We start from the raw sequence: 13084 nt of genomic DNA, 5'->3' as shown, positions 1-13084 counted from the left end.
CATATTGGCCAGCGGGCTGGAAATCTTCACAAGGTGGGTCCGGCGCCAGGCCGTGCCGTGACAGCAGTTTGGCCACCCTCTATCTGCATTGCCCAACTACACACCAGTGCTTCCCGGTTGTAGCCGTTCAGGCAGTGAGCATGAGCGCAATCGCCTTGCGTACGCACCTTTTTTTGGGGGGCGTTATCGCGAAGGAACTGGGCCACCAGGCCGGTCGCCTACCTCGTCGCCCGCTTCGAGAAGAGGCAGAGCGAGCACGTAAGCAATGGTCGCGGCGGATGTGGGGTGACCGGCGAGACGTTGCAGAGTTGGGTACACCAGGCCGACGAGCTGGCGGGCCGCAGTCATAGCCGCAGCGACGAAGCTGTGGAGAGCCGGAGTGAGGAGCTGGCCAGGCTGCGCGAGGCGGAGAAGGAACGGTCGCCCGAGCGGGAGATCTTCGACCCCGGCATTTCGCCAAGGAAGACGAGAGCATGCCCCGCGACTGGGACTTCACCTCCTGCAAACCGCGTCGACTTCAGGGTGCGGCGGACATGCCGGGTGCTTCAGGTCTCGCGCTCGGGCTACTACCGACGACTCGCCGGCACGGAAGCCCACGAGGTACGCCAGACGGTCGACGACGCCCTGATCAAGGAGATCCGCGAGAGATCCACACCGGCCACAAGGGGACGACCGGTCACAAGGGGACGTACGGAGTAGCAGCGCAGCCCGGCGCTCATCGTTGCCCTGCCAGGTGCCGTGCCTTCTTTGTCCAGCCATCGCCCTACCCATGCCGCACTTACGTCCGGGACTGGGGCCATCGTCCGCTCAGCGCGCTGAGCCTGCGCCAATGGCCACGTTCCGACTGCAACCAGCGCCCCCAGCCACCCAAGCCCCCGAAGGTTGCCGAACTGGCCATCCCTGCGTTCAACATCTCCATGCAGCCCGCAATGCCCACCAACGAAATCCGACATACTACCCAGCCGAAATCGGACAAGGGGCCAAGGTTTCGCATGGCCCCATACCGTCCGTTCCGGCTATGGGGACGCCACTCCCAGCCCTGCTCCCACTGGGAGCGAGTGTGACCTGCGTGAAGAGCGGAAGCTCATACCCATAAGACCCCCCGAACGACGGGGAGCCAGCAGTCACAAAACGGACACGAATGTGAACACGTGGGCAAGAAATCGAATATGTGCGCAGCGGCTCGAATGGGAGCAATTCGTTAAGGGGACCGGGAGGGAGCGTGCTCCCTCCCATTGCTCCCAGGGAGCGGGCCCGGAAACAGAAAAAGGGCCGTTATGAAAACGGCCCTTCACCTGCGACGTTCGATACGTTCGAACTGTCGGGACGACAGGATTTGAACCTGCGACCCCTTGACCCCCAGTCAAGTGCGCTACCAAGCTGCGCCACGTCCCGGTGCTCGTCTGACCTGGGCTTTCCCCTGGCCGAACGCGCACGGAAACCATACCGCACTCGGAGCGGTGGTCGCGCACTCCTTTCTTCCGTGGCCACTGCGCGGCAGGTCGCTCTTGACCTCAAGTTGGCTTGAGGTTGCACGCTCCTGTCATGACAACGACAGCGGCACGTACAGCGGCGGGCTCCTACGGCTACGGAGACCTTCCGGCCCTCATGGGACGCATGACCGGCGACGAGAAGCACGGCCCGGCGGCGACCTCCACCCTCGATGTCCTCTGGGTGCTCTACGACCGGGTGCTGCGGGTGACGCCCGACGGCATGCGGGATCCGGAACGTGACCGGTTCCTGCTGTCGAAGGGCCATGGCCCCATGGCGTACTACGCGGTGCTCGCGGCGAAGGGCTTCGTGCCGGAGGAGTGGCTGCCCGGCTTCGGGTCGTACGACTCCCCGCTCGGGCACCATCCGGACCGGGTACTCGTCCCCGGCGTGGAGATCGCGAGCGGGTCCCTGGGGCACGGGCTGCCGATCGCCGTCGGGACCGCGCTCGGACTCCGCGCGCAGGGCCTCGCGGAACCGGCGGTCTGGACGCTGATCGGGGACGCCGAGCTGGACGAGGGCAGCAACCACGAGGCCATCGCCTTCGCCGGGCCGGCCGCCCTCGACCGGCTGCACACCGTCGTCGTCGACAATTCCTCGGCCAGCCACTCCAGGCCCGGTGGTATCGCCGCCCGCTTCGAGGCGGCCGGCTGGTCCGCAGCGACCGCCGACGGCCGCGATCACGAGGCCCTGTACGAAGCCTTCACTGCGCCGCACCCGGGAAGGCCTCGCGTCGTCGTCGCCCGCGTGGAGCCCAAGAGCGCCTGAGCCGCGCGCCGCCCCCCCTCTCTCCTGTTCTCTTTTCTCTTCCCCGGAAGGACACCCGCGTCATGGACACCATGCGTGATCGATTCGCCCCTGTCGTCTCCCGGCTGCTCGACGAGGACCCCCGGGTCGCCGTCGTCCTCGCGGAGATCGGCAGGGACCGCTTCGTGGAGGCGGAGCGCAGGCACCCCGACCGGGTGATCAACGTGGGCATCAGGGAGCAGCTGCTCATCGGAACGGGCGCGGGGCTCGCGCTGACCGGACTGCGGCCCGTCATGCACACCTTCGCAAGCTTCCTGGTGGAGCGCCCCTTCGAGCAGGTGAAGCTCGACCTCGGGCATCAGGACGTGGGCGGGGTCCTGGTGAGCGCCGCCGCCTCCTTCGACTGGCCGTCCGGCGGCTTCACCCACATGGCGCCGGGCGACGTGGCGCTGCTCGACACCCTCGACGGCTGGACCGTGCATGTGCCGGGCCACCCGGACGAGGCCGAGACTCTGCTGCGGCACGCGGTCGGCGCCGGTGACGACCGGGTGTACGTCCGCCTCTCGGAGCAGTCGAACAGGGAGGCACTCGCCGTCGACGCGGAGCGATTCCTGACCGTCCGCGAAGGCCAGGGCGGCGTCGTGGTCGCGGTCGGGTCGATGCTCGACGCGGTCCTCGCCGCGACGGAGGGCCTCGACCTGACCGTGCTCTACGCGACGACAGTGCGGCCCTTCGACGCCGGGGCGCTGCGGCGTGCCGCGGGCGCAGCCGACGTCGCCGATGTGGTGATCGTCGAACCGTATCTGGCGGATACGTCGACGGCAGCCGCCAACGAAGCGTTCGCCGACCTGCCGCACCGGGTGCTGGGGCTCGGTGTGGGCCGCCGTGAGCTGCGCCGGTACGGACAGATCGAGGAGCATGTGGCCGCGCACGGCCTCGACCCCGCGTCCCTGCGGGAGCGGATCAGCGGCTTCCTCGGCGGGCGGGCTCGCGGCTAGCGGGCGCCTTGCGCGGGCTCCCGCCGGGCACGGTGCTGTCGACCCGTATCAGACCTCTGATCGCGGGGACGGAGAGCAGGGCCGCCGCCACGAGGACGGTCGTCACTCCACCGGCGAGCAGCACGTGCCGGGTGCCGAAGACTCCGGCGGCGGGCCCCGCGAGGGCCTGGCCGACCGGTGTCATCGCGAGGGAGCCCGCGACGTCGTAGGCGTGTATACGGTTGAGGACGTCGCCCGGGACCTGGGTCTGGATGCTGGTCGCCCACATGACGCCCCAGAACGACATCCCCGCACCCGCGACGACCGCGCCCGCCGCCATCCACTCCACGCCGAACCCGGCGCCCACCGTCGCCGGGAACAGGCTGAACCCGAAGAGGGCGACAGCCCCGGCGCGCAGCATCCGGCGGGGGCGCAGCCGCAAGGCGAACACGCCGCCTATGACGGTGCCGAGGCCGAGCGCCGAGTTGACCAGGCCATAGACGCGCGGGCCGTGCTCCTGGACGACCTGGGTGGCAATGAGCGGGACGGCCGGGCCCCAGGCGGCAATCATCAGCACGCACCAGATCGCTATGACGCCCCAGAGCCAGGTGCGCGACCTGAACTCCCGCCAACCCTCGACGAGATCAGCCCGGAACCCGCTGCCGCGAATCGCCTCGGTGCCGGGCCGGGCCGCGGGCAGCCGGAGCAGCTGCAGGCACAGTGCGCTGAGCCCGTACGTGCCCGCGTGGGCCGCGAAGACGACGCCCGGCGAGGCGAACGCGACGAGCAGGCCGGCGACGGCCGGGCCGGCGAGCTGCGCCACGGACTCGGCGACGCGTATCGCGCCGTTCGCCGCCTGCACGTCGGCGGCGAGGCGCGGGACAGTGCTGGCGACGCCGGGCTGGAAGAGGGCGGACGCCGCGCCGTTCACCGCACCGATCACGCAGATCTCCCAGAGCACCACGTGCCCGGAGAAGAACATGACCGCGGCGAGGGACTGGGTGACGAGGCGCGTGACGTCGGCGCCGATCATCAGCAGTCGCGTGCTGAACCGGTCCGCGAAGACACCGCCGAAGACGACGAGCCCCGCGAAGCACGCCACGGAGGCGGCCATCGCGAGGCCGACGGCGCCCGCGCCGTACCCGTGCTGGAGCAGGCCTGCGGCCAGCGCGACCGGGAGCATGGTGTCCCCCAGCTTGGCCACGGCACGCGCCGAGAAGAACAGTCCGAAGTCCCGCGACCAGATACCGCCGCGCGGGCGCCTCGATTCACCGAGACCAGGAATCGACCCCCCAGCCGAATCCCGCGGCCGCCTGGGCTCACCAGGACCAGTATTCGACCCTCCAGTCGAATCCCCGGCCCGCTCCCGCTCCTCCCCCGACCCCCGTGGCTCTTCCTTCGACAACCCGCCCATGCCTGCCCGTACCCTCCCCGGCGGCGCGGCGGCCCCAGTGGCTCCGCGTCCCCCACCCCTGCCGGATGATGCCACGCGGCACTGACATCGCCCCGGGAATTTCAGTCTGTCGGCTCCGGAGGGCCCAACTCCGGGTGGGCGTCCAGGAGTCGGCCGGGGGCCGCCTGGCGCCAGGAGTCGGTGAGGATGTCGCGCAGCTCGTCGCTGTCGTCGAGCGCGGCGAGCCTCACCCGCACCCACGCGAAGCCCGCCTCATGGTCCGCGATCCAGAACTTCTTCGGCTCGGCGAGAACCAGTTCGTCGCGCTCCACCTTGGGGCAGCGCACGGCGACGGAGGTCTCCTCCTCGGGCATCGTGGCGAACATCTTCCCCGCGACCCGGAACGTCGGCATGCTCCAGGCGATCTTCTCCGTCACCTCCGGCAGGGCGAGGGCGATGGAACGTACGTCGTCGGCGTCTTGCATGGAAGAAACCGTAGCCAAGGCCACTGACAACCGCCGGTCGGAGCGCATACGCGGGACAGCCGGCCCACTGGTTCGGGCGTGACGGGCGCCGGGCCTCCGTCTCCGCGCACAACGCACCAGGCGCCACCGGCACCGGGCCCCGGCGAACGACGGCCGGCCGACCCACCCGCTCAAGCCCCCGCCACCGGGCCCGCGTCCCCGCGAACGAGACCCTCCACTTCACCGGCTCGAAGGCGGCAGCCACCCGCTCCACCGTTTCAACGGCGACCGTCACCCGGGCCCCGCGAGGCAACCGCCCCCGGTCCCCGGCGATCGCTGCGCCCCCTCCGCACCCCCTGGCCCTCTCCGAATCCCCCGGCCCGTTCCGACCCATTGACCCCTCTCCGCCCGGAACCTACGCTGAACGACGCCATCGGGAAAGCGCTTTCTAAGCTTCGGCTTCCAGGCGCTCCGGCATTCCCGCAGCACTCACCGCACGCCCGAGTCGGCCCACCGGCCAACAGCCCAGGGAGCGCCATGAGTTCTACGAGTTCCGCCACACCCGTACCGTCTGGGAGACACGGTCCTCCCGCGCCCAGCACCTCCACCGCGCGAAGCCCGCGCGGTCCGCGGCGCCCGCGCAGGTGCTCGCCATGGACCGTCCTCCTCGCGCTGATCGCCCTCGTCGTCGGTCTCGGTCTGGCGGCTCCGCCGCGCGCCGAGGCCGCCGCCTCGTATCGCGTACTCGTCTTCTCCAAGGTCACGAACTACGCCCACGACTCGATCCCGGCGGGCATCGACGCGATCAAGAAGCTCGGCAGTGAGAACGGCTTCGACGTCGAGGCGGCCGACGACGCCGCCGCGTTCACCGACGAGAACCTCGCCCGCTTCAAGGCGATCGTCTTCAACAACACCAACTCGACGCCGGAGAAGGGCGATCTGCTCGACGCCGCCCAGCGCGCGGCCCTCCAGAAGTACGTCCGCGGGGGCGGCGGCTGGGTCGGGCTGCACGCCGCGTCCGCCAGCGAGCGGGACTGGGGCTGGTACGAGGGGCTCGTCGGGGCCATCTTCGACCAGCATCCCGCCGTACAGACGGGCCGGATCAAGGTCCTCGACCACGCGCACCCCTCCACGAAGGGGCTTCCGGAGCTCTGGGAGCGTACGGAGGAGTGGTACAACTGGCGCACCAACCCCACCGGGAAGGTGCACACGCTCGCACAGATCAAGGTGCGTGACGGGGTCACCGGCCTCGACGAGGGCGTCGACCACCCGTGGTCGTGGTGCCAGAACTACGACGGCGGCCGCTCCTGGTTCACCGCGGGCGGACACGACAAGACGGCCTTCCAGGAAGCCGGTTTCCTCCAGCACATCCTCGGCGGCATCCAGTGGGCGGCCGGCGACAAGCCGGGGGACTGCTCGGCGACCAGGACCGGCAGCTTCCAGCGGACCCCGCTCGCGACGGCCGATCTCGCCGACCCCTTCGAGCTGGCCGTCGCCCCGGACCGGCGCGTGTTCTTCATCCAGCGGACCGGCAAGCTGAAGATCATCGACCAGGAGACGCTGAAGGTCACCACGGCTCTCGACCTCGCCTACACGCCCGAGATGACGAGTCAGTCGGACGGTCTGCTGGGGCTCGCGCTCGATCCGAAGTTCCGGGACAACCACTGGATCTATCTCCTGAACTCCGACAAGACCGAGAAACGGATCAACCTCTCGCGGTTCACGGAGTCGGGCGGCAAGGTCGACCCGGCGTCGGAGAAACGCCTGCTCACCCTTCCGACCTGGCGGGGCGAGGGGCGCGCCAACTCCCATATGGCGGGCTCCATCGCCTTCGACAACAAGGGTGACCTCTACATCGCGACGGGCGACAACACGGACCCCTTCGCGTCGGACGGGTTCAACCCGATCGACGAGCGCGAGGGCCGTCGCGCCTGGGACGCGCAGGGCACCGCGGGCAACACGAACGACCTGCGCGGCAAGGTGCTGCGAATCACTCCGAAGACCGACGGGACGTACGGCGTCCCCGAGGGGAACCTGTTCGCGCCCGGCACCGACAAGACGCGCCCGGAGATCTACGCGATGGGCCTGCGCAACCCGTTCCGGATCACGACCGATCCGGTCAGCGGCGCGCTACTCGTGGGTGATTACGGTCCCGACGCGCGCAGCGCGGTGGCCGACCGCGGTCCCGAAGGTACCGTCGAGTTCAACCGCATCACCAAGGCGGGGAACTACGGCTGGCCGTACTGCATCGGCGACAACACCCCGTTCAACGACTACGACTTCGAGTCGAAGACGTCCGGGGCGAAGTTCGACTGCGGTCACCTCGTGAACGACTCGCCGAACAACACCGGCCTGCGTGACCTACCGCCCGCGCACGCGGCGTCGGTCTGGTACGCCTACTCCGCGTCGGAGCAGTTCCCGGAGCTCGGCACCGGCGGCGGTGGCCCGATGAGCGGCCCCGTGTACGCCTACGATCCCGCGAACCCGAACAAGACCAAGTTCCCCGAGTACTTCGACGGGAAGTGGTTCAACTACGAGCTGACCAGGCAGTGGTTCAAGACCTTCTCGATCCAGGAGAAGGACCAGACGTTCACGGATCCGCGGTTCGCGCCTGCCGAGGCCGGCGATCTGCAGTCCATCAACTCCGTGTTCGGCGACATGAAGTGGAACCAGCCCTTCGACGCGGACTTCGGCCCCGACGGGGCGCTGTACGTCATCGACTTCGGGCTCGGCAGCGGGACGGGCCGCGGCGGCAGCAACGAGGGCGCCGGCATCTACCGGATCGACTATGTCGCCGACAGCCGGCTCCCGGACGCGCGGGTCGCGGCGGCGCCGGACAGCGGCTCGGCACCGCTCGCCGTCACGTTCTCCAGCGAGGGCTCGGGCCTGCCGGACGACAAACCGGTCACGTACGCCTGGGACTTCGACGGGGACGGCACCACCGACTCGACCGACGCGAACCCGAAGTACACGTACACGAAGAACGGCGTGTTCACGGCGCGGCTGACGGTAACCGGACCGACGGGGCTCACCGGACGCGCCGTTCAGGACATCACCGTGGGGAACACGCGGCCCGAGGTGACGATCCAACAGCCGCCGGACGGCGGGACGTTCAGCTTCGGCGACACGATCCCGTTCGAGATCAAGGTGACGGACCGGGAGGACGGGCGTCCGATCGACTGTTCGCGCGTCGTCGCCCAGTCGCAGCTCGGCCACGACTCCCACCTGCATCCGCTGGACAACTACACAGGGTGCGCGGGGGAGATCGTGACGGACGCGGGTGACAGCCACGGTCCCGGCCAGAATCTCTACTACGGCATCAGCGCCCAGTACGAGGACAAGGGCGGTTCGGGCGGTGTGCCCGCGCTGACGGGGTCGGCGTCGCTCTCGCTGCGTACGTCGTTCCGTGAGGCCGAGCACTACACGAAGACGGGCGGCGCGCACGACGGCGTCGTGGTCGCGAGCCGCGCGGACGCGTCGGGCGGCAAGCGGCTCACCGAGATCGAGAACGGGGACTGGATCTCCTTCGACCCCGTGCATCTGAAGGGCGTCGACTCGGTGACCGTGGGCGCCGCGTCGGGCGGGATCGGCGGCGACGTCGAGTTCCGCGCGGGCTCCCCGACCGGCGAGCTGCTCGGCAAGGTGTCCGTCCCGAACACGGGAGACTGGGGCAACATGGTGTCCCCCACCACCCAACTCGCCGACTACGACGGCACGTTCCCGCTGTACGCCGTCTTCACCAACCCGCAGTGGAGCGCCGACAAGCCCGACCTGTTCGCGGTCGACTGGCTGCACTTCAACGGGCCGGGGGTGGAGAAGCACGCCGGTGCCAAGGTGACGGTGGCCGCAACACCGGAGAGCGGGGCCCCGCCGCTCACCGTCGCGCTCAAGGGCACGGTGAAGCTCCCGGAGGGCCGTACCGCGGCCTCGTACCACTGGGACTTCGGGGACAACGTCAAGCCGGGCGGTACGGAGGGTGCCGACGCCCAGCACGCGTACGCGCGCGCGGGCGCGTACACGGCGCATCTGACCGTCACCGACGACAAGGGCGACACGACCACCGGCTCGGTCCGGATCACGGTGAAGTGAGGGGTGAGGAGTGGCATGAGAAGCAGTAGAAGGGCCTTTCTCGGTACGTCGTTGGGGCTCGCGGCGGCGGTCGGTACGGCGCTGCCCGCGTCGGCCGGGCAGCGGCGGCGCATCCCGCGCGGCGGCATCGGCATGCACCTCTACACGATGCGTGACGTCCTCGCGGCGGACTTCGCCGGCACCGTGGAGCAGCTCGCGGAGATCGGGTACGCGACGGTCGGTGTGAGCGGGCGGCACGGGTACGGGGCGGCGGACATCCGGCGGATGCTCGACACCGCCGGCCTGCGTGCGGTCCTGGAGCATGTCGCGTATACGACGCTGACCGGCAGCGTCCTGCCGCAGGCGCTGGAGGATCTGCACACTCTGGGCGCCAGGTGGCCGGTGGTGCCCAGTCTGCCCGGTTCGATGCACAGCCCGGCCGGATACCGGGAAGCGGCAAGGGAGTTCAACCGGATCGGGACCGCGTCACGCGAGGCGGGTCTCGGCCCGGTCCTGTTCCACAACCACGACGGCGACCACGACGTGGTGGGCGGGGAGAACCTGTACGACATCCTCGTGCGCGAGACCGATCCGCATCTGGTCGCCTTCGAACTGGACGTGTACTGGGCGTCGAAGGGCGGCGCCCATCCTGCCGCGTACTTCGTGCGGCACCCACACCGCTTCCCCGCCCTGCACGTGAAGGACATGGCGCCCGACGGGAGCTTCGCCGACGTGGGGTCGGGGACGCTGGACTTCGCCGCCATGTTCCAGGACGCGGACACGGGAGGTGTCCGGCAGTGGCTGGTGGAGCACGACATCCCGAAGGACCCGTTCGCGACGGCCCGTAACAGCTACGAGTATCTGGCGGCGCTGCGGTACTGACGCGGTACGTGGGTGGGACCCCGTACCCCGAGCGTCGTCTCGGGGTACGGGGGTCCCTGTCGTGGGCGCGGGCGGTCAGTCGTGCGCCGAGACCGCCCCCAGGAGCTCGCGGATGCGGCCCGTCGCCGTGCGGAACTCGGGGGTCGCGAGCGTCTGTGCGTAGTCCCGCTCGGCCGGCAGGCCGACGTCGATGATCTCGGTGACGGTGCCGGGGCGCGGGCTCATGACGACGACGCGGTCCGCGAGGTAGACGGCCTCCGGGATGGAGTGGGTCACCAGGAGCACGGTCGTACGCGTCTGGCGCCAGATGCGGTTCATCTCGACGTTCATCTGCTCGCGCGTGAGCGCGTCGAGCGCGCCGAACGGCTCGTCCATGAGGAGGACGGGCGGCTCGTGCAGCAGGGCCCGGCACAGGGCGACGCGCTGCTGCATCCCGCCCGACAGCTCGTGCGGATACGCGTCCTCGAAGCCGGTGAGCCCCGTCATCCGGATCAGTTCGTCGGCACGCGCGCGTGCCTGGGCGGTGGCCATGCCGCGCATCTCCGCCTGGAGCAGGATGTTGCGGCGCGCCGAGCGCCACTCCAGGAGGGCGGCGCGCTGGAACACGTACCCGATGTCCTTGCGCGGGCCGCGCACCAGCTCGTCGTGCAGGCGGACTTCGCCCGACGACGGCGTGAGGAGGCCCGCGACGAGCTTGAGGAGCGTGGACTTGCCGCAGCCGGACGGTCCGACGATGGCGACGAACTCGCCCGACGCGACGTCGAGCGAGACGTCGGTGAGGGCGGTGACCTCTTTCTTCTTCGTACGGAAGCGGACGTCGACGTCCGCCGCGCGCACGGCGGGCCCGACGTGTGCGCTCGCTGTGCCGGCCTTCTTCAGTGTCGCGTCCTTCGGCATGGTGCAGCTCTCCTTGTGGGCTGTACGGGACGGGTGCTCAGCCCTTGATCCCGTTGGCCGAATCCCAGTAGTCCGCCACCGGCTTCGGGCTCTTGACCATGCCCGCCTGGGCGAAGACGTCGATGGTCTGCTGCCAGTCGGCCTCGGTGTTGGCGCCGGGCGCCTTGCCCTGCGTCGCGTCCGTGTGCAGGAGGGTCAGGGTCGTCTTGAACTGCTCGGACAGCACGGTCTCCGGCGGGAGTTGCTCGGAGGCGCCCTTCATGGAGGCGACGGCGGGCTCGGGGCTCTTCTCCGCTGCGGCCCAGGACTCGCTGACGGCCTCGACCATGCGCTTGGCCAGGTCGCCCTTGCCCTGAAGGGTCTTGGGGCCGGCGATGAGCCCGTTCGAGTAGAAGTTCAGGCCGTGCTCGGAGAAGCGGAGGTACGAGACGTCCTTCTTGGCCTTGTCCTGCATGGTGGGGCCCTGGTCGCTCGCGTAGCCGAGGAGGGCGTCGGTCTTGCCCGAGATGACGGCGGCGATCTTGCCGGCGGGGTCGGTGTTCTGGACCTTGACGTCCGACTCGGCGAGGCCGTTCTTCTTGAGGAAGATGGGGAACGTCTTGGAGAGCGCGTCGCCCGCCGTCCCCGCGATGGTCTTGCCCTTGAGGTCCGCCGGGGACTTGATGTTCTGGCTCGCGAAGGACTGCACCGAGGCGGGCGTCGTCTGGAGGAACACACCGAGGCTCTTCACGTTGACGCCCTGGTCCACGCCCGCGAGCACGGCGGGGGTGTCGGCCCAGCCGAAGTCGGTCTGGCCCGCGCCGGTGGCCTGCACGGTCTTCTGCGAGCCCTGGCCCGCGCGGATCTCCAGGTCGATGCCGTGCTTCTCGAAGATCTTCTGCTTCTTGCCGTAGTAGAACGGCGCGTGCTCGCCGTACGGGTACCAGTTGAGCGTCAGTGTGACCTTGTCGAGCTTCTTGCCGGAGTCGCTGGTCGACGTGGCGCCGGAGTCGTCGCCGCACGCCGTCACCGTGAGGGCGACGAGCGTCAGGGGGACGAGTCCGGTCAGGAGTCTGCGCGCGTGCATGGGGCGGCCCTTCTCGCGACGGTCGGTGAGTGGTCCGGGGAGGTTCCCGGGGTGCCGGTGTTCAGTACGCCGTGGTCGCCGCGACGTCGCGGCGGCTCGCGTGCCACGGCAGGAGCAGCTTCTCGGCGATCTCGACGAGGACGAACAGCACGACACCGATCAAGGACATGACGAGCAGTCCCGCGAAGAGCATCGGGGTGTCGAGGTTGCCGTTGGCCTGGAGGATGACGTAGCCCAACCCCTCGTTGGCGCCCACGAATTCACCGACGACGGCGCCGGTGACGGCGAGCGTGACGGCCACCTTGAGGCCGGAGAACAGGTGCGGCAGGGAAGCCGGGAAGCGGATCTTCCGGAAGGTCTGCCAGGGGCTCGCGCCCATCGTCGCGGAGAGCTGGAGCATCTCCGGGTCTACGGCCTTGAGTCCGGTCACCATCGAGATGACGACCGGGAAGAACGCGATGAGTACGGCGATGAGGATCTTCGGCGCGATGCCGAAGCCGAGCCAGACCACGAACAGCGGCGCGATCGCGATCTTCGGGACGACCTGGGCGAAGAGCAGGATCGGATAGAGCGTCTTCTCGACGGTCGACGAGTAGACCATGATCACGGCGGAGAGGATCCCGACGCCCACGGCGATGACGAAGCCGAGCAGCGTCTCGTACGTGGTCACCCAGGTGTGCTGCCAGAGGTAGTCCGGCTTGTCGAGGATGACGTCGAGGGTCCGGCCCGGTGACGGCACCAGGTACGGCTCGACCAGCTCCGCCGCGGCGATCACCCACCAGGCGACGAAACAGACGACGAGCAGCGCGACCGGGCGCCAGCTCCGCTCGGCCACGTCCGCGGCACGCCGGCCAAGACTGGGCGCCTGCCGGTCGGCGACTCCCGCTGTTTTGGCGGGAGTTGCGGGCAGTGTGCTCTGACTCACGATGAACTCCTACGGAATCGGGAGGCAGTTGAGGAGAGCTGAGGTAACAGAATTCGCGAGGTAACGGAACAACAGGTGGGACGGTAACGAAGAGGAGAAATCGCTTTCAGAAAGCGCTTTCTGGTACGATGTCAGCCACGCTAATGACTCGTGGAGCACAGGGTCAATAGGCCG

General features: G+C 69.3%; 10 protein-coding genes and 1 tRNA gene. 5 read left to right on the top strand and 6 right to left on the bottom strand.

Annotation, left to right across the window (positions count from 1 at the left end; genetic code table 11):
• Nucleotides 1-285: 285 nt before the first annotated feature.
• Nucleotides 286-699 carry a hypothetical protein gene (locus tag ACY0PA_RS34945; RefSeq protein ID WP_473081425.1) on the top strand — a complete coding sequence of 138 codons (414 nt, stop codon included), beginning with the start codon at nt 286-288 and terminating at the stop codon, nt 697-699.
• 622 nt (nt 700-1321) lie between these two features.
• On the opposite strand, the gene ACY0PA_RS34940 is transcribed toward ACY0PA_RS34945, so the two are convergent.
• Nucleotides 1322-1395, bottom strand: a tRNA-Pro gene (locus ACY0PA_RS34940).
• A gap of 150 nt (nt 1396-1545) precedes the next feature.
• On the opposite strand from ACY0PA_RS34940, the gene ACY0PA_RS34935 reads away from it, so the two are divergent.
• Nucleotides 1546-2259: a transketolase gene (locus tag ACY0PA_RS34935; RefSeq protein ID WP_473081424.1), complete on the top strand. Its 714-nt coding sequence runs from the start codon at nt 1546-1548 to the stop codon at nt 2257-2259.
• A gap of 62 nt (nt 2260-2321) precedes the next feature.
• Complete coding sequence (locus tag ACY0PA_RS34930) at nt 2322-3236, top strand: transketolase family protein (protein WP_473081423.1); 915 nt, start codon at nt 2322-2324, stop codon at nt 3234-3236.
• Here ACY0PA_RS34930 and ACY0PA_RS34925 read toward each other — a convergent pair.
• Complete coding sequence (locus tag ACY0PA_RS34925) at nt 3202-4629, bottom strand: MFS transporter (RefSeq protein WP_473081422.1); 1428 nt, start codon at nt 4627-4629, stop codon at nt 3202-3204. The genes ACY0PA_RS34930 and ACY0PA_RS34925 overlap by 35 nt on opposite strands.
• Nucleotides 4630-4730: 101 nt before the next feature.
• Nucleotides 4731-5093: an MmcQ/YjbR family DNA-binding protein gene (locus ACY0PA_RS34920; protein ID WP_473081421.1), complete on the bottom strand. Its 363-nt coding sequence runs from the start codon at nt 5091-5093 to the stop codon at nt 4731-4733.
• A 516-nt stretch (nt 5094-5609) separates the two neighbouring features.
• Here ACY0PA_RS34920 and ACY0PA_RS34915 point away from each other — a divergent pair.
• Both ACY0PA_RS34915 and ACY0PA_RS34910 read left to right on the top strand, forming a co-directional pair.
• Complete coding sequence (locus ACY0PA_RS34915; protein WP_473081420.1) at nt 5610-9161, top strand: ThuA domain-containing protein; 3552 nt, start codon at nt 5610-5612, stop codon at nt 9159-9161.
• Nucleotides 9162-9176: 15 nt separating this feature from the next.
• Nucleotides 9177-10022: a sugar phosphate isomerase/epimerase family protein gene (locus tag ACY0PA_RS34910; protein WP_473081419.1), complete on the top strand. Its 846-nt coding sequence runs from the start codon at nt 9177-9179 to the stop codon at nt 10020-10022.
• Nucleotides 10023-10097: 75 nt separating this feature from the next.
• Here ACY0PA_RS34910 and ACY0PA_RS34905 read toward each other — a convergent pair whose 3' ends face one another.
• The 3 genes from ACY0PA_RS34905 to ACY0PA_RS34895 all read right to left on the bottom strand — a co-directional run bounded on the left by ACY0PA_RS34905 (nt 10098) and on the right by ACY0PA_RS34895 (nt 12910).
• Entirely contained in the window at nt 10098-10919 is an 822-nt protein-coding gene (locus ACY0PA_RS34905) for an ABC transporter ATP-binding protein (RefSeq protein ID WP_473081418.1), read from the bottom strand.
• A 37-nt stretch (nt 10920-10956) separates the two neighbouring features.
• On the bottom strand, nt 10957-11985 hold the full coding sequence (locus tag ACY0PA_RS34900; RefSeq protein WP_473081417.1) for an ABC transporter substrate-binding protein: 1029 nt from the start codon (nt 11983-11985) through the stop codon (nt 10957-10959).
• A gap of 61 nt (nt 11986-12046) precedes the next feature.
• A complete protein-coding gene (locus ACY0PA_RS34895; RefSeq protein WP_473081416.1) occupies nt 12047-12910 on the bottom strand; it encodes an ABC transporter permease in 864 nt (287 codons plus the stop codon).
• Between the last annotated feature and the right edge of the window lie 174 nt (nt 12911-13084).

The organism is Streptomyces sp. DS1-CR2 (genome assembly GCF_055760475.1).
Note: the sequence above shows the minus strand (reverse complement) of the source record. Positions and strands in the feature narration are given on the sequence as shown.

Excerpts from the sequence above, each read along its gene's own strand:
- ACY0PA_RS34935 (WP_473081424.1), top strand. The coding sequence starts at position 1,546 with ATGACAACGACAGCGGCACGTACAGCGGCGGGCTCCTACGGCTACGGA.
- ACY0PA_RS34930 (WP_473081423.1), top strand. The coding sequence starts at position 2,322 with ATGGACACCATGCGTGATCGATTCGCCCCTGTCGTCTCCCGGCTGCTC.
- ACY0PA_RS34925 (WP_473081422.1), bottom strand. The coding sequence starts at position 4,629 with ATGGGCGGGTTGTCGAAGGAAGAGCCACGGGGGTCGGGGGAGGAGCGG.
- ACY0PA_RS34920 (WP_473081421.1), bottom strand. The coding sequence starts at position 5,093 with ATGCAAGACGCCGACGACGTACGTTCCATCGCCCTCGCCCTGCCGGAG.
- ACY0PA_RS34915 (WP_473081420.1), top strand. The coding sequence starts at position 5,610 with ATGAGTTCTACGAGTTCCGCCACACCCGTACCGTCTGGGAGACACGGT.
- ACY0PA_RS34910 (WP_473081419.1), top strand. The coding sequence starts at position 9,177 with ATGAGAAGCAGTAGAAGGGCCTTTCTCGGTACGTCGTTGGGGCTCGCG.
- ACY0PA_RS34905 (WP_473081418.1), bottom strand. The coding sequence starts at position 10,919 with ATGCCGAAGGACGCGACACTGAAGAAGGCCGGCACAGCGAGCGCACAC.
- ACY0PA_RS34900 (WP_473081417.1), bottom strand. The coding sequence starts at position 11,985 with ATGCACGCGCGCAGACTCCTGACCGGACTCGTCCCCCTGACGCTCGTC.